We start from the raw sequence: 20,535 nt of genomic DNA on the forward strand, positions 1-20,535 counted from the left end.
GGGTATGGTTTGAAATTCGATATATATCCAATGCGACATAATTTTGGAGAAATTCAAAGATTTGAAGAAGATGTCAAAGGTGTCGAAAAATATAACAGTCCATCACATACGAGGTTAGATATTCCAGTAATAAGGCATCGTATTTTAAAGAGCATTTCTAAGTTTGGAACAGATTTGACAAGAAAATATGATTAGTTTTATGATATAAAAGGCGATGAAGTTTTAGTTGAGCTAGGAGTCCACTCGAAAACACGAATATGCTGAATTATTATAAATATATAATGGCTGAATTATGCATAAGTTCGCAAAAAACAATGTGTTTTTTTATAATTATTCAAGATTTTTGACTTTTCGAGTGGACTCCTAGATGATTCTTTAAGAAAACATGGAAGTAAAACTAGGGACGGTTCTTGAATTGAATTTGGCATGATTATTCTATAAAACTTGAAAGAAGAGTCGTTTACTCGAAGGGTTCTAAATATATATAGAAGCAGTTTTGATGGAGCGTTAAATGTAACAAAGGCATTATCAGAAAAAGAAAAGGGAAGAACTGAATTTAGTTTGACTTTAACAGTTTTCCAACCCTTGACAAGGTTTAAGTGATATATTATCATGAAAATGATAAGAGTAATTGATGAAAGGGCTACGAAAGGTAAGATTTTTAGAGAATGGAGTTTATAGCTGGAAGACTCCTAAATCAGGAACTTTCTTCCCACCCTGGAGATGTAGTTGATGAGACTGTCGGGTATGTTCCGTTAAAGACATTTTAGAGTCGGGTTTAGCCAATTTGGGTGGTACCGCGGATGAATGCTCCGTCCCATTATACAGGGGGGAGTTTTTTATTTTATAGAAATCTAATTTTGGCTATTAGTTATTGACATAACGTTGTATGATCTAAAAAGTTTGCCAAAAAACAAGCTTTTATAAAATAATTATATAGATAAATTTTAAAAATTTAGGAGGTAAAGATATGAGAGTATCCAATATGTTTATTCCAACACTAAGAGAAGTTCCAGCAGAAGCTGAAATAGCCAGCCATAAACTTATGTTAAGAGCAGGAATGATGAGAAAGTTAGCATCAGGTATTTATTCTTTTTTACCGTTAGGATATAGGACATTTAGAAAAGTAGAACAAATTGTAAGAGAAGAAATGGACAGAGCGGGAGCTCAGGAACTTATTATGTCCGCACTTTTACCAGCAGAAGCATATCAGGCATCGGGAAGATGGGAAGTGTTTGGTGCTGAAATGTTTAGGTTAAAGGATAGAGGAAATAGAGAGTTTTGTTTAGGCCCTACTCATGAAGAGATTTTTACCGAAACGGTAAAAAATGAAACAAGATCTTATAGGTCTCTTCCCCTTACCCTTTATCAAATTCAAAATAAATACAGGGACGAAAGAAGACCAAGATTTGGAGTAATGAGGTCTAGAGAATTTGTAATGAAAGATGCATACAGTTTTGATAGGGATGAGGCTAGCCTTAATTTGTCATACCAGAAAATGTACGACGCATATTGCCGTATATTTGATCGCTGTGGTCTAGACTACATTGTTGTTGATGCAGATACAGGAGCTATGGGAGGTTCTGGTTCACAGGAATTCATGGTAAAGTCCTCTATTGGTGAATCTGGAATTGCTTATTGTGAAGCTTGTGGGTATGCTGCAAATGACGAAAAAGCTGAATGTGGTAGAGAAAGTTGTTGCAATGAAAGTAAAGAGGAGTGTAGCAATAAGAATGAACTGGAGAAAGTTGAAACACCTGACGTAAGGACTATTGAAGAGCTTATGGAGTTTTTTAAATGTAGTTCGAAGGAGTTTGCAAAAACTTTGATATATAAGGCTGATGACAAAACTGTAGCTGTTATGGTAAGAGGAGATAGGGAACTGAATGAGACAAAACTTCAAAATATTTTAGGATGTATAGAACTTGAGATGGCAGATCCAGAAACAGTTCAAAAGCTAACAGGTGCAGAGGTTGGGTTTGCAGGACCTGTCGGGCTGGATATTGAAATTATAATTGATAATGAAGTGGCAGATATGAAAAACTTTATTACAGGTGCTAATGAGTCAGGATTTCACTATAAAAATGTAAATATTGAAAGAGACTTTAAAACTGCTAAAGTAAAGGACATAAGAACTATATGTGAAGGAGATAAGTGTCCTAAATGTGGGGAACCTGTTAAAGTTGAACTGGGAATTGAGGTAGGACATATATTTAAACTAGGAACAAAATATACGGAAGCTTTAAAATGTGTTTATTTAGATGAAAACGGGAAAGAAAACCCTATGGTTATGGGGTGTTATGGAATAGGAATAAATAGAACAATGGCGGCAATAATTGAGCAGAACAATGATGAGAATGGAATTATTTGGCCTATGTCTGTAGCTCCTTATCATGTTACAGTTATACCGGTAAATATAAAAAATGATTCTCAAAGAGAGCTTGCAGAAAAGATATATTCAGATCTTTTAGAGTCAGGTGTTGAAGTGATGCTTGATGACAGAAAGGAAAGACCTGGGGTGAAATTTAAAGATGCAGACCTAATTGGTATACCAACTAGAATTACAGTAGGCAAAAAAGCAAGTGAAGGGATTGTTGAATATAAGGAAAGACAAGATTCTCAAATTTCAGAATTGCCAGTGGAGGAAGCTTTAGAAAGAATTAAATCCGAAGTTATTTAGAATTAAAAATAATTATAAAATGGTTTTATCTTGGCTTTTAGGGATAGAACCATTTTTTTATGTTTACAGCAATAAAATTTTTTTTATAGTGGGGAAATGTAAATAATTCATGTGAATTTGTCAATACTATTATCAACTGTAATTATTATAAAATAAATTAATTTGTAAACCTAATTTTAAAAGTCGGAGGGATTATTATGAGTAGGAGAATTGTCTTATTAGTTGCAGTGATGATAGTGTTAACTGGGGTATTGGGCTTTATGCAAAATAATGCTCAAGAGGTAGCGGCTATATCACAATTTGAAAGTATTGAGTTTGAAGAAGGAGTTGTAACAGCGTCAAATTTAAATTTGCGTCAGGGAGCATCTACAGAGTTTCCAATTATAAGTGTGCTTGAAAATGGTAAAAAGGTACAGATTTTTGGAAGACTTTCTGATTGGTTTACTGTGTATGACCCTGAATCCGGGTATGTAGGAGCTGTGTCAGCAAATTACATTCATCAGATTGAAGCATCTAAAGATTCAGAACCAGAAGTGACAGAATCTCCAGAAGAAAAGGAGACGGCAACAGGTAAAGAAGATTCGGAACCTAAAGAAGGTGAAACGAAGGAAAGTGAACCTAAAGAGTCTGAAGAAACTTTTGCACTTAAAGGAATAAGTGAAGAAGAGCAGATATTAATCGACTTGATTAATAAAGAGAGAGAGGAGGCAGGAGTTGAACCTTTAAAATTGGATATGGAATTAATGGAAGTAACAAGGTTAAAGGCTAAAGAAATGGTTGAAAAAAATTATTTTTCCCATCAGTCCCCAAAACATGGTTCTCCATTTGATATGATGAGGAGACATGATATAGAGTTTAAATCTGCTGGTGAAAATATAGCTGGTAATAACACGATAGAAGGAGCAGTTAAGGCATGGATGGAATCTGAAGGACATAAGAAGAACATATTAAATAGTAAATTTGGTTATACAGGAGTTGGAATTGTCGATAGTCCAGCATATGGCAAAGTAATTGTTCAACATTTTATAGGAAAATAATGTGTACAAAGCAGTTAAGAAGGGCTTATATGGGATTTGAAATAATTCCATATAAGCTTTTGTGTATTTTAAAGATATAGAAATTTATAAAAACTCTAATTTTTGTAAAATAATGTGGCCAGTATAGTTAAGAGCAGTCATATTGCTCAGTTTAAGGAGATTTCTCATGAATTTTTTTAAAAATTATTATAGTGAATTCATTTAGATTTTAGTGAACTCGTTTAGCTAAAGCTAAACATCTAGGCTTTAGGTGGAGTCTTAGAAGAAGATAAATATAGAAACTCAAACTATATAATTTATACTTGTGAAAAAAAATATAAAATAATCAGGGAATATTTTTCTATATTGTATTGACAGCGTTTTTCATTAAATGTATAATTATAGATGAGACGGTTGTAACTAAATTTTAAAAGAATATATTTATGCTTTTCAATTAAACATAATTTTCATGTTCTAAGTATTAATAATAGGTATATTTGTATCTGGTTTGTTAAAGAAGTTAGTTAGAAGTGCCCTAAACTTGTTTATGTTTCATAGTTATTAAGTATTCATTAGAGAGAATTAAATTTAATATTATAGAAAGGAGAAGCTGTTAAGTTAGCAGTCCAAGGCTCTTAAACTATTAAATGTAAGGTTTTTTTATTTATCGGTTTCGCCCTAGACACCTTATTTAAGGGTGGATGATATAAGGCGAGGTTTTGATTTAGGATGTTGATAAGTGTTAGCGGGAGAAAGTTTTTTTTAGAAGGAAATACTTTAACTTAGCGATGATTTGGATTGAGAAGAATTGAGAAGGTTTGGAAGGTTTAGGGGAGAATATATATTCACAAAATATATATTTTATTGAACGGAAATATTTTATTTGAATTTTTTGTGGAGAGAAAAGATTTTTTGGAACTTAAGATTAGAGAGCTTTGGGCTGCTAAATTAGCAGCTTTTTCTGTGTGTTTCTTTGGATAAAGGGGGGTTTTTATGCTAATAATTTTAAAAATAGATAAAAAAATAGTATATTTTTAATATAATGACATGGTTTTTAGTATTGACACAGAAAGCTGTCAAATATAAAATATAAACATGTTATTTAAATTAGTGATATAATAAATAAATGTTTATTTATCAGCCGATTGTTTGTCGGCTGAAGTTGTTTATTGGAGGATTAAGATAATGTCAGTTAAGTATATTTTTGTTACTGGTGGTGTGGTGTCGGGTCTTGGTAAAGGTATAACGGCTGCATCGTTAGGAAGGCTTTTGAAAGCAAGGGGTCTTAAAGTTACTATTCAGAAATTTGATCCATATATTAATGTTGATCCTGGAACTATGAGTCCTTATCAACATGGAGAGGTTTTTGTAACAGATGATGGGGCAGAGACTGATTTGGATGTGGGACATTATGAGAGGTTCATTGATGAAAATCTCAGCAAACACAGCAATGTTGCTACTGGAAAAATATATTGGTCAGTTATAACTAAGGAAAGAAAAGGTGATTATTTAGGCGGAACTGTCCAGGTGATTCCTCACATAACAAATGAAATAAAGGAAAGAATGTACCGTGTAGGAAAGACAAACAAGACAGATGTTGTTATAACTGAAATAGGAGGCACGGTAGGAGATATTGAAAGCTTGCCTTTCCTTGAGGCTATAAGACAGGTGGCTACAGAAGTGGGTAGAGAAAATGTAATGTATATACATGTTACCCTTGTACCGTATTTAACAAAGCCAGGGGAATTAAAAACAAAGCCGACTCAGCATAGCGTTAAGGAACTTAGGAGTATAGGTATACAACCGGATGTAATTGTTTGTCGAACAGAAAAAGAGTTAACTCAGGACATGAAAGACAAAATAGGTCTTTTCTGTAACATACCAAGCGAAGGAGTAATACAAAATTTAGATGCTGATGGACTTTATGAAGTTCCTTTAATGCTTGAAGAAGAAGGACTTGCAACAAGTGTTTGCCAGCGTCTAAAGTTAGTTTGTTATGAACCTGATTTAAGTGAATGGCATCAGATGGTATCAAGACAAAAGAATTTAAGCAAAAGTGTAACTGTTGCACTTGTAGGAAAGTATGTAGAATTGTCTGATGCATATATCAGTGTTGTTGAGGCGTTAAAACATGGGGGAATAGCAAATGATTCAGATGTTAGCATAAAATGGGTTGACTCTGAACAGGTTGGAGACAGCAATGTAGAAGACTTCCTTAAGGAAGTTGATGCAGTACTAGTGCCAGGAGGATTTGGAGATAGAGGAATAGAAGGGAAAATAGCTGCTGCAAGATACGCAAGAGAAAACAAAAAACCATTTTTAGGCATATGTCTTGGCATGCAGATGGCTGTAGTTGAATTTGCTAGAAATGTAGCAGGTCTAAAAGGGGCAAATAGTTTTGAGTTTGATTCAGATACTGTCTATCCAGTTATTGATCTTATGCCAGAGCAAAAGGATATAGATGAAAAAGGTGGCACAATGAGATTGGGACTATATCCGTGTAAAATAGCAGAAGACTCAAAGGTTTATGACATATACAGTGAAGATCTTATTTATGAAAGACATAGACACAGGTATGAATTTAACAATGAGTACAGAGATATATTGACGTCTAAAGGACTGGAGTTAACTGGGTTATCTCCAAGTGAAAGGTTGGTTGAGATTATTGAAATAAAGAATCATCCTTGGTTTATAGGTGTTCAATTCCATCCGGAGTTTAAGTCAAGACCTAACAGATCGCATCCCCTTTTTAAAGATTTTATTAGGGCTGCACTGGGGTGATTGTGAAAAAGTTTGACATTACATATTTTAAAATAAAGTAAAACTTTATCTTATCTAAGGTAAAGTTTTTTTTATTGTCCTAAAAATAGATTCTTTTGAAAAAAATTTTATGTATAGTATAAAATCTTTTGAACTTGTAAACAATTATACTAAGCAATTAAAGTTTGTACTGTAAATAAATTAAGTGCATGGAATGATATGAAAATAAGTCTTAAGGAAATACTATACAAAATTGAGGGGGAACTAATATGGCTAAAAAGTATAAGAATAAAAAAGGATTGGCAGGAAGGATTAAAACAGCATCTATAATTTTATTATTAAGCAGTTTAACAGTGTTAATAATTTTATCATCCTGTTCTGAAAATGTCAGAAGTGGACTGACAGATAATTTAATAAGACTTCATGTTGTAGCAAACAGTGATTCACCTGAGGATCAAGAGCTTAAAAACCATGTAAGAGATGAAATAATGAAATATATGAAAGATCAGCTTAAAGGTGTTAAAGATGTGGATAAATCAAATAAAATAATTAATAATAATTTAAATCATATAAAAGATATTGCAGAAGATGAAATTAAAGGGCGAGGGAAAAATTATTCAGTAGATGTAATGCTGGGAGACTATCCATTTCCTACTAAGGTATATAGTGATATTGCCTTTCCAGCTGGAGTTTATAAGGCGTTGAGAGTTTCTATTGGAGAGAGTGTTGGTGAAAACTGGTGGTGCGTGTTATTTCCACCCTTGTGTTTTGTAGATGCAACTCATGGTACAGTATCTGAGGCTTTTAAAGAAGATTTTGAAGAAATTATAGAAAAAGAGCAGTATGGTATTTTTGCTTCAGAAACATCAGATGTAAAAGAAATATCTGTTGAATTTAAATTTAAAGCGGTAGAAGTATTTAGAAATTCAAAAGAAAAAGTGGGTGGAGTGGTAAATCGTATTTTTAAAGCTAGCAATTAAAAAAGTTATTATTGTATATATCTTCCTCCTGAACATTATATAAAAAGGACGGATATCTTTTAAAAAAGAATCCGTCCTTTTGCACGCAAGAAACCAATGATTTATGAAAGTGGATGGTATTTTTAAATATTAGTGATGTATCAACCCCAAACTAATGGGTGCATGCTATTTACCTAAGTGAATAAAAAGATGGAATATTCTTTTTTTGACATTCATTATATACACTAGAAACCAATTCACTGTGATTGTGACTAATGTTGGGATATGCTATAATTATGGCAAGGAGATGAATTAACAAAATGGACAAAATTATCTTTGCAATATTCGATAACTTTTACTTTATTGTATTGGTAAGATTATTCTTAGCAGGTTTATTAGGAGGAATTATAGGATATGAGAGAGAAAGTATGAATCGGCCTGCAGGGTTTCGAACTCATATCTTAGTTTGCGTAGGTGCTGCTCTTGTAATGAGCACATCTCAATTTATATTTGAACAGTATAAATATTTTACCAATGCTGATCCAGCACGTCTAGGTGCACAGGTTATAAGCGGAATAGGTTTTTTAGGTGCTGGTACAATAATCCGTGATGGTGTAAGTGTAAGAGGACTTACCACTGCTGCAAGCTTATGGGCAGTTTCATGTGTTGGAATAGCTGCAGGAATTGGTTTTTATCAGGGTGCAATAATTACTACAGTGGTTATTTATATTACGCTGATTGTATTAAAAAAGATGGAAGCACAATTTACAAAGAAAAAACAATTGAGCATTCTTCATATAACAACTAAAAACATGCCAGGACAAATAGGAGCTATAGGTTGTGTTTTTGGAAAGCACAATGTAGTGATAAAAAATATTGAGTTTATAAACAATGATCATGAAAATCAAGTTGTAGTTAAGTTTTTGATTAAAATACCTGTTGATGTAAAAAAAGAATCTATAGTTGGTGATCTTCAAGAAGTAAAGGGCGTCCAAAAAGTACATGATGAGTGAAAATTATAAGAACAAATGATTTTTAATATTAGTTTAAGTGCTGTAAACTACAAAAAAAGAGAGGAAATAATAAAAGTGCGAAAGATGAGGCAATCTAAAACTCCGCTTTTTGATGCGGTTAAAAAGTATGTTGAAAGCGATGTAATTCCATTTCACGTCCCGGGTCATAAAAAGGGGGCTGGATTGAGAGAATTTAGGGAATACATTGGAGAGCGTGCTCTTGAAATGGATGCAAATGGTATGGAAGAACTTGATTTTGCAAACAATCCAACCAGTGTTATTTATGAAGCTGAAAAGCTTCTTGCTCAGGCATTTGCTGCTCAAAGTGCATATTTTCTAGTTAATGGAACAACAGCAGGAGTTCAAGCTATGATTATGAGTGCATGTGAGCCGGGAGATAAGATTATAATTCCAAGAAATGCTCATAGATCTACAATTGGAGGAATAATATTAAGTGGATTAATTCCTGTTTATTTACAGCCTAAGATTGATGATCGATTGGGAATTGCCATGGGAATAACCGAGGAGAGCCTTAAAAATGCTATAAAAGAAAATCCTCATGCTAAGGCAGTATTTTTGAACAATCCTACATATTATGGTGTTGCTTCAGATTTAAAGTCTTTAGTTAGAATAGCACATAGGCATGAAATGGCTGTTTTGGTGGATGAAGCCCATGGTGCACATATGTGTTTTCACGATGAGTTTCCTCTCACTGCAATGGAGGTTGGAGCAGATATGAGTGCTGTAAGTCTTCATAAAACAGCTGGTTCAATGACCCAGAGTTCGGCACTTTTGTCTAGGGGAAGCATGGTTTCACCTGAAAAAATAAAAGAAGTTTTAAATCTTACATATACTACAAGTGCCTCATATCTATTGATGAGTTCTTTAGATGTGGCAAGAAAACAATTGGCTACTGAAGGAAGTGATCTTTTAGAAAATGCATTAAGTCTTGCAAGGATGGCAAGATATGAAATAAATAAAATTGAAGGTCTCTATGCATTTGGGAAAGAATTAATTGGTATGCCGGGTGTTTATGATTTTGATGAAACAAAGCTTGGAATAAATGTTTCAAGGCTGGGTTATACAGGGTATGAAGTTGAAGCTAAACTTAGAAAAGAATACAATATTCAAATAGAACTTTCAGATATGTGCAATATTTTGGCTGTTATAAGTATTGGTGACAGTGAAAAAAATGTTATCTCATTAATTAATGCCTTAAAACATATGGCATCTAAGTCTGAAATACATGAATATAAAAGTGCACCGATTGTTTTACAAAATCCCAAAATGATAGTATCTCCTAGAGATGCATTTTACAGTCCTAAGAAAAAAGTACCTTTAGAAAAGTCTATTGGAGAGATATCAGGAGAAATGGTTATGGCATATCCTCCTGGCATACCTGTTATATGTATGGGTGAGAGAATAACACAGGAGATTGTAGATTACATAAACGTATTAAAAGATCAAAAATGCCAGATGCAGGGGACGGCAGACCCTTTTATTAATCATATTATGGTTTTAGGTTTTGATTGACGCTCTAATTAAACCAGCTTATAAGAGCAAGTGATAATAGCAGCAACCCTGGTATAAGAGCCATTACTTTTTTGTTTATTTTCTCAATTAAAGCGAATTTTTCCCCTAAGTAAGTTCCTATAAATAAAAAGGCAAACTGAAAAATTCCTACGACCAAAGGTATGGCAAAGGAATGAAAGCCAGTTAAGGCAGTTCCTAAAGTTACCCCTATGGCGTCAACTGACAAAACAAGACCTAAAAGCACTGATTCAGAAAATTCTATTTTCCCCGATCTGTCAATGTCGCCTTCTATAGGGTTTCTAATTACTTTAATTGTTATTCTAAGTGATTTGATTGCCAACTTAATAAGTGTTTTTTCTCGATTTACATATTTGTAGACTGAATGTGGTTTGTTGTCTTTTTTTACTAGTGCTTGAATGATAATTAAGGTACCCATGACAAATAAAATTGATACACCTATAATTTTTGATATGTTTTCAGGCAAAAATGTAGCTAAAGATTTACCACCTACCAATGCTATACCTGCATAAAATACAGAAAACATACATATAATTATTCTAGAAAACATAGGGATTTTTATTTTTCTAATACCATAGGAAAGACCTACACCAAAAGCATCTAAGTTCAATGAAACTGCCAGTAGAATAATGGTAAAGAACATATTGTTCACCTCAACCCAAATAAATCTTTTAAATTCCTTTGATATTATATGAATTTGGATTGAAAAAGGTTATATATTTCTATTTACAGTCTGCTATGATTTAAAAATAAGGTACTTTAAAACTGCAAGATCTTCACGTAAATAATAAATTGTTTTTTTAAAAAAACCTTCTGAATTTGAAGCTACTCCAGAAACGTTGTCAAAGTGATCTTTAGACATTTTTAAGGCTCTAAAAAGGTGGAAATCACTTGTTACAACAACAACTGAAGAAAGGTTTTTTGAGTTCATAATAGCTTTAGATAGTATTATATTTTCAAATGTATTTACAGCTTTATCTTCAATTAGAATTCTTTCTTTAGGTACCTCCCTTTCTATTAGCCAATTTTTCATTGCATAGGATACAGGTATGTTGTCTGTAGGACCTTTGCCGCCAGATACAATAATGTATTCTCCAAACCCTTCGTTATAGAGAGTTAAACCTTTTGAAAGACGTGATTCTAGCCACTCATCTGGATGTTCTCCGTCTACTAATCCAAAACCTAAAATTAATATAGCATCTGATTTTAAGGGTTCTTGAAAACTTGATGAAAACACTACAAACATATGCAGTATTGTAAAAGAACAAAGTATAATCAAAGATAAAATAAGAATTATTTTTTTTACTTTACCCAAAAAACTCCCCTCAATTCCTAAAATCTTAACATACATCTAATATACTATAAACTAAGGGTTTCATGCAACTAGTTAATCGCTGATTTTTTTTGCATTTAGTTGCAATTGCAACAGACTATAGAGGGTGTTTCACGGTAAAATAAACATGTAAGAAGTTAGAGGAAAACTCTCCATAGGGCTTAAGTAAACTTTGTATGATATTTAAAAACTATTAAAAAAAGGAGGAAAATTTAATGAGTATGTTTTGTTATCAATGCCAGGAAGCAGCTGGTGGAAAAGGTTGTACAGTAAAAGGAGTATGTGGAAAAAATGAGGAGGTTTCAAAACTTCAGGATCTTTTGATTTATACCTTAAAAGGAATGTCAGATATTGTTGTCAAGGGTAAAGTTGACGTTGACAAGATTGGTGGTACAAATTATGAAGTTATTAACAGTCTTTTTATGACCATTACAAATGCAAACTTTGACGACCATGCAATTGAAAAACAAATAAATAAAATGATTTCTTTAAGAGATGAATTAAGGGAGAAAACTGAGGCAAGTAGTTTGCATGATGCTGCTACATTTGAAATAAATTCAAAAGATGATATATTAAAAAAGGCAGGTTCTATAGGTGTACTTGCTACAGAAAACGAAGATGTTCGTTCTTTAAGAGAAATGATTATATATGGAATTAAGGGTATTGCAGCTTATGCTGAACATGCTAAAAATATTGGCAAAGATAATCTTGATATAAATGGTTTTATTTATGAGGCTTTAGCAGCGACTCTTGATGATTCACTTTCAGCTGATCAACTTGTTGCCCTTACGCTGAAGACAGGTGAGTATGGTGTTAAAGTTATGGCTCTTTTAGATGAGGCTAATACTTCTAAGTTTGGCAGTCCAGAAATTACAGAAGTAAATATTGGGGTAAGAAATAATCCGGCAATTCTTATTTCAGGTCATGATTTGACTGACTTAGAACAGTTGTTGGAACAGACAAAGGGAACTGGAGTAGATGTGTATACTCATAGTGAAATGCTTCCAGCCCATTATTATCCCTTTTTCAAAAAATATGATAATTTTGTAGGCAACTATGGAAATGCTTGGTGGAAGCAAATTAGTGAATTTGAGTCTTTTAACGGGCCAATTTTATTTACAACAAACTGTATTGTTCCTCCTAAAAATGAGGAAGTACGAAAGCGAATATTTACTACCGGGTCTTCTGGATATCCTGGATGCAAGCATATACAAGCTGCTAAAGATGGCAAAAAGGATTTTTCAGAAATTATAGCACTTGCTAAGACTCTTCCTGCTCCAGGAGAGATTGAAACGGGAAGTATTGTAGGAGGATTTGCTCACAATCAGGTGATGGCACTAGCTGATAAGGTGGTTGAAGCTGTTAAATCTGGAGCTATAAAAAAATTCTTTGTTATGGCAGGATGTGACGGCAGAATGAAGTCAAGGGAATATTACACTGAGTTTGCTGAGAAACTTCCAGATGATACGGTTATTCTTACTGCAGGCTGTGCTAAATATCGCTACAATAAATTAAAGCTAGGTGATATTGGAGGTATTCCAAGAGTACTTGATGCTGGTCAATGTAATGATTCCTATTCTTTAGCGGTTATTGCACTAAAGCTTAAGGAAGTGTTTGGGTTTGACGATATTAATGAATTACCGATTGTTTACAACATTGCTTGGTACGAGCAAAAGGCTGTAATTGTACTTTTAGCATTGTTACATCTAGGTGTTAAAAACATTCATCTTGGACCTACATTGCCAAGTTTTCTTTCACCAAATGTAGCTAAAGTTCTAGTAGAGAAATTTGGAATTGCTGGTGTGGGTTCTGTAGAAGAAGACATCAAAGAGTTTATGGTTTAGTGAACTCTTTTAGCTAAAGCTAAATATCGAGGCTTCAGGTGAAGTCTTAGATTAAGATAAAAGGATTCTTGAAAAATATGTATAGGTAAAGAAAGTGCAGAAAATATACAAAGAAATAAGTTAAAAGTTCGAGAGCCGGGTGCTTTCGACTTTTAGCTTTTTTTTATAAAAAAATAAAAAAGGGTTTGGGATAAAAGGCTCTTATTGATAGTTTTCCGGTAGCTGACACTAATTAGACTTAATCTATTTGGGGATAAAAGCCATGAAGGTTATTCAGGTGGGAATATAGGACAGATTGATGCAGAGATAAAAAATAAGAAAATGACTTTAGTCAATGACTAAAGTCATTTTCTTATTTTAAATTAGTGACTAAAGTCATATAAATTAGTGACTCTGGACACTGGTTTTAAAGGGTATAATTTTATAAAATATTAAGTAGGGAAGTTAAAAGCGTGTATCGTGCACATAGACTTAGTGAATAAAGAGGGGAAATGTTTGATGGTTAGGTTTATTAAAGAATATGTTAAATCAATGAGACTGTATTATGGTTTTGTGACAGGAATATCTGGCTGGCTTGGAGTTGTATATTATGAACATATAACCGGGGGGACTTTAGATTTTTTTAGAAAGCTAGTTATTTTGACTATTTTATTTTTAAGTTGGGGAATTAATCAAATAATTAATGACTACTTAGGACTTAAAGAAGACAGAATAAATGCACCTTTAAGGCCGATGGTTACAGGGAAGCTGCCATACAAAAAAGCATTGGCAACATCAGGGATACTTTTATTGATTACCTTTTTAGTATTTGTATTTTATTTAGAGCCAATAGCAATAATACCAGTTACATTGGGGATAGCTTTAAATGTTTTATATGAATATGCAAAGGGATATGGAGTTTTAGGCAACATTGTATTTGGAATAATGTTATCAATGCCATTAGCAGCAGGGTTTTTAGCTTCAGGCTCTCTAGAATATCCTTATATAACAAAAACTCTAATTGGACTAATTATTATAGTTGCAGTTATAAATGGGGTAATGACTTTTTACACATATTTTAAGGATTATAAAGGGGACAGGGAAGCTGGGAAGAAAACTGTTGTAGTAAAGTATGGTATAAAAAAAGCAAGAAAGATTGGACTTTTAATAACCGTTTTGCCGCTTTTTTCATTTGTGTTAGTATATCATTTAATGTTTAACTATTTTATAATAGACAAGACTTTTGTTTTTCTTTCAATAATTACAGTGATACTTCAGATTTGGACAGGATTTTTATATTACAAATATCCTGAAGGAGAGAAAGCATATTATTCCCTTTCCTTTAATTTTCGCACATGCTCCTGTTCACAGGCGGTTTTGATTGCATTATTTAATCCACAGCTAGGGATGATGTTATATATTGTCACGTATATATTTGTAGGGTTGTTGTTTGACTTGCATTCAAACAGTAAGGCTTAGAGGGGGAGTTAACAATGAAGGTTTTTGAAAAGGCTTATATAGGAAGTACAACACTAAAAAATAGAATAATACGTTCTGCCGCCTTTGAAGGGATGTGTGATGAAAAAGGCAATCCCAACGAAGAGTATTTAAAACTTTATTCAAAACTTTCAGAAGGTGGGGTTGGTGCTATTATTACAGGTTTTTCATTTGTAAGTAGAGAGGGAAAAGCCATGCATCCAGGACAGGCAGGTATAGAAGATAATGAAAAAATTGGCTGTTATAAAGAAGTTACTGATATTGTACATAAAAATGATTGCAAAATTTTTATGCAGATAGCCCATACAGGAAGACAGACTAAAAGCAATGTGACAGGAGTACCTGCTGTGGGGGTTTCAAGCAAAAGGTCATTTTATTTTAGAGAAAAACCATTAGTTTTAGACACAAAACAGGTAATGGATGTTGTCGATAAATTTGTTGATTCTGCCTTTTATGCACAAGAAGCAGGGTTTGATGGGGTACAGCTTCATTGTGCTCATGGGTATCTAATACATCAGTTTATACTGCCATCAATTAATAAGAGAAAAGATGAGTTTGGAATTAGTAGAAGTACTGGCATAGGAACTAAGTTTTTAGAACTTATAATTGATGGTATCAGAAAGAAGTGCAGAAAAGAATTTGCAATACTAGTAAAAGTAAGTGGGAGTGATGATTACTTTAATAAATTCAAAAAAAGCCAGTTTGTAGAATTAATTAAATTTTTGGATTATAAAAAAGTAGATGCAATTGAAATAAGTTATGGAACAATGGACTATGCAATGAATATATTCAGAGGTGATGTGCCTGTAGATATTGTGCTTTCAGAAAATCCTCTTTGTCGTGCAAATACCAAAATTGGCAAAAAGCTCTGGAAGACATTTGTTTATCCATTTTTAAGATATAAAATAAAGCCTTTTGCTCCTTTATATAATTTAGAGTATGCAAAGATAGCAAAGGAAAAATCAAATATCCCTATAATATATGTAGGAGGAGTGAGAAAGGGAGAAGAGATAAAAAGTTTGGTACAAGAATGTGGATTTGATTTTGTGAGTTTGTGTAGACCGTTTATTTGTGAGACAGATTTTGTAAAAAAGCTTATGAAAAATGAATTCTACAATTCAAAATGTATAAATTGCAATATATGTGCGGTAATGTGTGACTCAGAACAGGCTACTCGTTGTTATAAGAATTGAAAAGAAGTAGAGAAGGGGGAATGTAAAGATGACTTTTGAAAAAAGAGTTATAGGAGTTGTAAGGGAAAATATTGAAGGGGGCTTTGAGATAACGACAAACAGTAGGCTAATTGAGGATTTAGGGGTGGACTCTTTCAGTAAAATAATGATAATTGCTGGACTAGAAGACGAATTTTCAATTGAAATTGAGGAAGAGGATTTTAGTGAAATTGAAAGTGTTAGCGATATTATAGACAGAGTAAAATTGATTTTTTCTAAAGGAGAAGGTGAGTGCAGTGAGGTTAGATAGTTTTTATAACAGACTTAAAGTGGACAAACAAGTTATAGAAAAGGCAGAATTTAATCCCTATTACAATTGTATTGAATCAGGACTTGACAATCTATTAATTATTGATGGTGAAGAATATGTAAACCTTGCAGCAAACAACTACTTAGGTCTTGGTGCTGATAAAAGATTAAAAAGGGCTGCAATTAATGCAGTTGAAAAATATGGTGTTTCGCTGTGTGGAACACCTGTTGCAACAGGATATATAGAATTGTATAAAAGGGTTGAAAGAAAAATTTCAAAGTTTTTATCACTTGAAGATACTGTTATTTTTCCTTCTTGCTATCAGGCGAACAATGGTTTATTTGCTACCATTGCAGGAAAAGAAGATCTTATTTTAGTAGATCACTATGCACATTCCTCACTTATAGAAGGCATAAAAAGCGTAGGATGCAAAATTAGACCTTTTTTACACAACAATCCAGAACATTTAGAAAAAATTCTTAAAAACTCCTCAAAATATAGACAGGTATTTATAGTTACTGAATCTGTTTTTTCTACCGAAGGGAGCATTGCACCTTTAAAAGAAATATATGAGCTTGGTATAAAATATGGAGCAGTAACTGTTGTAGATGATTCTCATGGAATAGGTGTTATCGGAAAGAATGGAAAAGGAGTTTTAGAAGAGTGTGGTATAGAGAATTTTAAGGGTATTTACACAGCTTCTTTAGGTAAAGCAATTGCAGCATCAGGAGGTGTTATTTCAGGAAGTAGGGAAATTATTGAGTATTTGCGTTACTTTTGTCCTCAGCTTGTGTATTCTACTGGAATTTCTCCAGCTCTATTGGGAGCAGTGGAAAAAGTTTTGGATATTATTGAAACTGAATTTGACAAATTGGGAAAAAAGCTGTGGGATTACAGAGATACTATTAGAAATAGACTTATTTTAAATGGTTTTGACTTATGTGATGGTAAGGCGCCTATAATATCTATTAAAACAGGGGATGCATTAAAAACTGTACTTTTTGCAAAGAGTTTTTATAATAAAAAAATACTTACAACACCATTTGTCGAGCCTTCTGTACCGCCAAATGAAGGAAGACTTAGACTTATAGCAGGTGCTAATTTATCCAAAAAATCAATAGAGAAAGCTTGTGAAAAGATAGATGAGATTGGAAGAGAAATATGAGGTGCTTTTTTATTTTAAATCCTGGCTCTAAAGGTGGAACTTCTAAAAAAACATTTAAGAAGATATTTGATTTATTGGATAAATCATCGATAAACTATCATTATAAAATCACTAATTCTTTGGAGGATGCCTTCTCTTTTTCTAAAGAGGCCAATAATAAAGGATATGATGTAATTGTTGCAGTTGGCGGAGATGGCACTATAAACAAAGTTTTATCTGGATTTTATAATGAAAATGGTAGTAGAATTTCTAAAGCAAAGATGGGTGTTATATATACAGGGACAAGTCCTGATTTTTGCAAAAGCTATAACATTCCGATAAAACTCAAAAAAGCTGTAGAAGTTATTTTGGATAATAAGAGTAAAAAGATTCAGATTGGCAAAATAGTGCTGGCAAAAAAATTTATGATGGAGTATGAAGGACAACTTGTGGATTACACTTCAAATTTTAAAACATGTTATTTTGCCTGTTGTGCTAACATTGGACTAGGTGCACAATTGGCAAGAAGGGCAAACACTGGAATACGAAGCTTTTTAGGAGATTATATAGGTACATTTACAGCACTTATTAAGACGTTTTTTAGCTACAAGCCATGTCAATTTCAAATGATTGCAGATGGCAAAAATGAAAAGATTGAAAGAGTTCACAATATATCAATAGGTAGAACTTTTTATATAGCATCGGGTATAAAGGTAAAAAACAAAATTAGTCAGGGAGATGGGCTTTTTTACAGGCTCACTGTAAAAAATATGAGATTAAAAGATTTTTTTCTCTTGATAAAAAAGGTTTACAGTGGAAAAGAGATGGTTGACAATAGATTTTTGACACTTGACTACATAAAGAAAATTGAAATTTGCGGTAACAAAACCAATCCAGAAGTTGAGTTTGATGGTGATCCAGCAGGATTTTTACCCTGTACCATTGAAATAGCTGACCAACAGTTGGATATTGTATGTGAGGTGGATTGTAATGGATGAAAGAGAATTAATAAAAATAGTTGCAGGCATGATGCCAAAGTCTGATGCCCAAAAAAACAGTTTATTTGAAGCTGACTGTGAGATAGTTGATTTAGGGGATAGAAAAATTCTATTTAATATTGATGAGTTTTCCCATGAGGATTATTTTAGGGAAGATGATGCATATGCCCTTGGTTGGAATATGGCAGTTGGGAGTACAAGTGACATACTTGCAACAGGGGGAAAGCCTCTTTTTTACCTTCACAGTATGACCGTTTGTGAAAGCTGGGATAAAAAATATATAGAGCATTTATCAAAGGGTATTTCAGATGTGTTAAATAAAACAGGTGTGGCTTTTTTAGGTGGGGACATGGGAAAGTCAAAGGATTGGAGATATACAGGAGTAGTTGTTGGAGAGCATAGCAAAAAACTTATAAAAAGAAGTGGTGCCAACAAAGGGGATGTAATTTATATAACCGGTGAAGTTGGTGCTGGCAATGTGGAGGCGTTACTTAAAATTTATCGGGATAATTCAAAGATAAGGGAAGCTTCTAATGGCTTGAAAAATTTATTCAAGTTAAGGCATGAAAAGTCAAAGATGATAAGTCAATATGCCACATCCTCTACAGACACAAGTGACGGAGTGTATAACGGTATAAAAAATCTTAGCAATATGAGTAAGACAGGATTTGTAATAAAAAATATTCCCTATATGAAGATGGGAGTAACTCTATCAGAACTTGCTTCAATTCCAAAGATGTTGATGTTTTTAGGAGAATGTGGAGAGTATGAGCTTTTGTTTACCATTAAAAAATCAGATGAAAAAGAATTTTTGAATGAGGCAAAAAAAAGAGATTTTAAGTTTTATAAATTAGGGACAATGTGTGAGGAATGGAAAAAAGAACTTGTTGAAGACAACATTAAAATAGATTTAAAAGAACTAGATATAAGTGGAAGAAGCTTTGAGGACAAGAGGGAGTATATTAAAAGCCTTATAGGTTATGTAAAGGAGAATTCCAAATATGAATAATAGAGTGGTTATAACAGGAATAGGCCCTATTACAAGTACGGGAAAAGGAAAAGAAGAGTTTTTTGAAAATCTACTATCTCAAAAAAATAATATTTGTGAAATACCAAAAGAGTATAAAGATATGTACAACTTTAAATCACGTTATTATATACCTGCACCAGAGGTTGACTTAGAAGAGTATAATTTACCTAAATCTTTAGAAAAAGCTATGGGAGATGCAGCAAAGATAGCTGTAGCATCTGCTAGACTGGCAATAGAGGATGCAGGACTTAATGTAGAATCTGGTGATAAATATTTTAAGGTAAATCAATTAGAATATGCTGATATAGTAATAGGTTTAGGGCTAAACAGCATTCAAATGGCGTATAATTCAAATATTGCACATGTATTTGCAAAGGACAAAGATATTTTAGAAAGATACAATTTAGATACTAGATATAATCGTATGTTAGTGCCTATATCAATGCCAAACGCTATATCGTCTTGGATATCAGTTTTATACAACATAAAGGGTACAAATTTCACTGTAAATGCTTCATGTGCATCTGGAACCTATGCAATAGGCGAAGCATATATGAGAATTAAAAATGGCATTTCTAAATCTGTTTTAACAGGTGGCGTGGAGTGTTTGAAAGAAAAACATGGTTCGATAATGAGAGGGTTTGACATGCTAAAGACTTTGACCCGATCAGAAAATGGTCTGCCTATGCCTTTTTCACAAAAACGAAGTGGATTTTTATTTAATGAGGGAGCAGGTTGTATTGTAATTCTTGAAGAGCTTAACAGTGCTATAGAGAGGGGAGCACATATTTATGCTGAAATATGTGATTACAAATCCAGCAGTGATGCACATAACATAGTGCAAATGGATGAGAGTGGCAGGGGAATTATAAAGCTTTTAAAAGATGTTATACAGAATGAAAAAATAGATTATTTCAACCCTCATGGAACGGCGACAGAGCAAAATGATAGAATTGAGGCAAATGCTATAAAAGAAGTGTTTGGCGGCGTAAAAGATCAGCCTCTAATAGGTGCTACAAAGGGAGTAATTGGACATAGTTTGGGGGCAAGTGGCGCCTTAGAAGCAGCTGTTACAGCACTTTCGATAGATAAATCCATAGTACATGGATTTAAAACAAAAGAGCCTATAGATGGATTGAATCTTTTACACAAAACTGTCAGTACGAAAATTAAAAAGGCTTTATCTGCATCCTATGGTTTTGGAGGACATAATGGAGTGCTTCTTTTAAAAAGGTTTGAATAATTTGGA

Annotated in this window: 18 protein-coding genes; 16 read left to right on the forward strand and 2 right to left on the reverse strand. The window is 33.2% G+C overall.

Annotation, left to right across the window (positions count from 1 at the left end; translation table 11 throughout):
• The 8 genes from RBH29_RS13860 to RBH29_RS13895 form a co-directional block, all read left to right on the forward strand.
• Positions 1–195 (forward strand): hypothetical protein (locus tag RBH29_RS13860; protein ID WP_306697523.1); only part of this gene is annotated, 195 nt, incomplete at its 5' end.
• 249 nt (positions 196–444) lie between these two features.
• A complete protein-coding gene (locus tag RBH29_RS13865) occupies positions 445–603 on the forward strand; it encodes a hypothetical protein (RefSeq protein ID WP_306697524.1) in 159 nt (52 codons plus the stop codon).
• Between the two features lie 367 nt (positions 604–970).
• On the forward strand, positions 971–2,680 hold the full coding sequence (locus RBH29_RS13870; RefSeq protein WP_306697525.1) for a proline--tRNA ligase: 1,710 nt from the start codon (positions 971–973) through the stop codon (positions 2,678–2,680).
• A gap of 197 nt (positions 2,681–2,877) precedes the next feature.
• Complete coding sequence (locus tag RBH29_RS13875) at positions 2,878–3,717, forward strand: CAP domain-containing protein (RefSeq protein WP_306697527.1); 840 nt, start codon at positions 2,878–2,880, stop codon at positions 3,715–3,717.
• A gap of 1,164 nt (positions 3,718–4,881) precedes the next feature.
• The gene (locus RBH29_RS13880) at positions 4,882–6,477 is read left to right on the forward strand and encodes a CTP synthase (RefSeq protein WP_306697528.1); all 1,596 of its coding nucleotides are present in this window, start codon (positions 4,882–4,884) and stop codon (positions 6,475–6,477) included.
• A gap of 248 nt (positions 6,478–6,725) precedes the next feature.
• The gene (gene spoIIR, locus RBH29_RS13885; protein WP_306697529.1) at positions 6,726–7,436 is read left to right on the forward strand and encodes a stage II sporulation protein R; all 711 of its coding nucleotides are present in this window, start codon (positions 6,726–6,728) and stop codon (positions 7,434–7,436) included.
• A gap of 299 nt (positions 7,437–7,735) precedes the next feature.
• Positions 7,736–8,428 carry an MgtC/SapB family protein gene (locus RBH29_RS13890; RefSeq protein ID WP_306697530.1) on the forward strand — a complete coding sequence of 231 codons (693 nt, stop codon included), beginning with the start codon at positions 7,736–7,738 and terminating at the stop codon, positions 8,426–8,428.
• 15 nt (positions 8,429–8,443) lie between these two features.
• A complete protein-coding gene (locus RBH29_RS13895) occupies positions 8,444–9,961 on the forward strand; it encodes an aminotransferase class I/II-fold pyridoxal phosphate-dependent enzyme (RefSeq protein ID WP_306697531.1) in 1,518 nt (505 codons plus the stop codon).
• A 4-nt stretch (positions 9,962–9,965) separates the two neighbouring features.
• On the opposite strand, the gene ytaF is transcribed toward RBH29_RS13895, so the two are convergent.
• A complete protein-coding gene (ytaF, locus tag RBH29_RS13900; RefSeq protein ID WP_306697532.1) occupies positions 9,966–10,622 on the reverse strand; it encodes a sporulation membrane protein YtaF in 657 nt (218 codons plus the stop codon).
• A gap of 93 nt (positions 10,623–10,715) precedes the next feature.
• Entirely contained in the window at positions 10,716–11,294 is a 579-nt protein-coding gene (locus RBH29_RS13905; protein WP_306697533.1) for a YdcF family protein, read from the reverse strand.
• Between the two features lie 233 nt (positions 11,295–11,527).
• Here RBH29_RS13905 and hcp point away from each other — a divergent pair, with 233 nt between their 5' ends.
• The 8 genes from hcp to RBH29_RS13945 all read left to right on the forward strand — a co-directional run bounded on the left by hcp (position 11,528) and on the right by RBH29_RS13945 (position 20,529).
• On the forward strand, positions 11,528–13,156 hold the full coding sequence (gene hcp, locus RBH29_RS13910) for a hydroxylamine reductase (RefSeq protein ID WP_306697534.1): 1,629 nt from the start codon (positions 11,528–11,530) through the stop codon (positions 13,154–13,156).
• Positions 13,157–13,654: 498 nt separating this feature from the next.
• A complete protein-coding gene (locus tag RBH29_RS13915) occupies positions 13,655–14,614 on the forward strand; it encodes a UbiA family prenyltransferase (RefSeq protein WP_306697535.1) in 960 nt (319 codons plus the stop codon).
• Positions 14,615–14,628: 14 nt separating this feature from the next.
• Positions 14,629–15,825 carry an NADH:flavin oxidoreductase gene (locus RBH29_RS13920; protein ID WP_306697536.1) on the forward strand — a complete coding sequence of 399 codons (1,197 nt, stop codon included), beginning with the start codon at positions 14,629–14,631 and terminating at the stop codon, positions 15,823–15,825.
• A gap of 28 nt (positions 15,826–15,853) precedes the next feature.
• Entirely contained in the window at positions 15,854–16,114 is a 261-nt protein-coding gene (locus RBH29_RS13925; RefSeq protein WP_306697537.1) for an acyl carrier protein, read from the forward strand.
• Entirely contained in the window at positions 16,101–17,279 is a 1,179-nt protein-coding gene (locus RBH29_RS13930; RefSeq protein WP_306697539.1) for an aminotransferase class I/II-fold pyridoxal phosphate-dependent enzyme, read from the forward strand. Before RBH29_RS13925 ends, RBH29_RS13930 begins: the two co-directional genes overlap by 14 nt.
• A complete protein-coding gene (locus RBH29_RS13935) occupies positions 17,276–18,256 on the forward strand; it encodes a diacylglycerol/lipid kinase family protein (RefSeq protein WP_306697540.1) in 981 nt (326 codons plus the stop codon). The genes RBH29_RS13930 and RBH29_RS13935 overlap by 4 nt, the downstream gene beginning before the upstream one ends.
• Positions 18,249–19,265 carry an AIR synthase related protein gene (locus RBH29_RS13940; RefSeq protein WP_306697541.1) on the forward strand — a complete coding sequence of 339 codons (1,017 nt, stop codon included), beginning with the start codon at positions 18,249–18,251 and terminating at the stop codon, positions 19,263–19,265. Before RBH29_RS13935 ends, RBH29_RS13940 begins: the two co-directional genes overlap by 8 nt.
• Positions 19,258–20,529 carry a beta-ketoacyl-[acyl-carrier-protein] synthase family protein gene (locus tag RBH29_RS13945; protein ID WP_306697542.1) on the forward strand — a complete coding sequence of 424 codons (1,272 nt, stop codon included), beginning with the start codon at positions 19,258–19,260 and terminating at the stop codon, positions 20,527–20,529. The genes RBH29_RS13940 and RBH29_RS13945 overlap by 8 nt, the downstream gene beginning before the upstream one ends.
• Positions 20,530–20,535: the final 6 nt, after the last annotated feature.

Source organism: Herbivorax alkaliphila (genome assembly GCF_030848475.1).
Classification (GTDB): domain Bacteria; phylum Bacillota; class Clostridia; order Acetivibrionales; family Acetivibrionaceae; genus Herbivorax.

What these genes read in the sequence shown, in the direction of transcription:
- RBH29_RS13895 (WP_306697531.1), top strand. Translation starts at nt 8,444, where the DNA reads ATGATTTTTAATATTAGTTTAAGTGCTGTAAACTACAAAAAAAGAGAG.
- RBH29_RS13875 (WP_306697527.1), top strand. Translation starts at nt 2,878, where the DNA reads ATGAGTAGGAGAATTGTCTTATTAGTTGCAGTGATGATAGTGTTAACT.
- RBH29_RS13915 (WP_306697535.1), top strand. Translation starts at nt 13,655, where the DNA reads ATGGTTAGGTTTATTAAAGAATATGTTAAATCAATGAGACTGTATTAT.
- RBH29_RS13890 (WP_306697530.1), top strand. Translation starts at nt 7,736, where the DNA reads ATGGACAAAATTATCTTTGCAATATTCGATAACTTTTACTTTATTGTA.
- ytaF (WP_306697532.1), bottom strand. Translation starts at nt 10,622, where the DNA reads ATGTTCTTTACCATTATTCTACTGGCAGTTTCATTGAACTTAGATGCT.
- RBH29_RS13935 (WP_306697540.1), top strand. Translation starts at nt 17,276, where the DNA reads ATGAGGTGCTTTTTTATTTTAAATCCTGGCTCTAAAGGTGGAACTTCT.
- RBH29_RS13945 (WP_306697542.1), top strand. Translation starts at nt 19,258, where the DNA reads ATGAATAATAGAGTGGTTATAACAGGAATAGGCCCTATTACAAGTACG.
- RBH29_RS13925 (WP_306697537.1), top strand. Translation starts at nt 15,854, where the DNA reads ATGACTTTTGAAAAAAGAGTTATAGGAGTTGTAAGGGAAAATATTGAA.
- RBH29_RS13880 (WP_306697528.1), top strand. Translation starts at nt 4,882, where the DNA reads ATGTCAGTTAAGTATATTTTTGTTACTGGTGGTGTGGTGTCGGGTCTT.
- RBH29_RS13920 (WP_306697536.1), top strand. Translation starts at nt 14,629, where the DNA reads ATGAAGGTTTTTGAAAAGGCTTATATAGGAAGTACAACACTAAAAAAT.
- RBH29_RS13940 (WP_306697541.1), top strand. Translation starts at nt 18,249, where the DNA reads ATGGATGAAAGAGAATTAATAAAAATAGTTGCAGGCATGATGCCAAAG.
- spoIIR (WP_306697529.1), top strand. Translation starts at nt 6,726, where the DNA reads ATGGCTAAAAAGTATAAGAATAAAAAAGGATTGGCAGGAAGGATTAAA.
- hcp (WP_306697534.1), top strand. Translation starts at nt 11,528, where the DNA reads ATGAGTATGTTTTGTTATCAATGCCAGGAAGCAGCTGGTGGAAAAGGT.
- RBH29_RS13870 (WP_306697525.1), top strand. Translation starts at nt 971, where the DNA reads ATGAGAGTATCCAATATGTTTATTCCAACACTAAGAGAAGTTCCAGCA.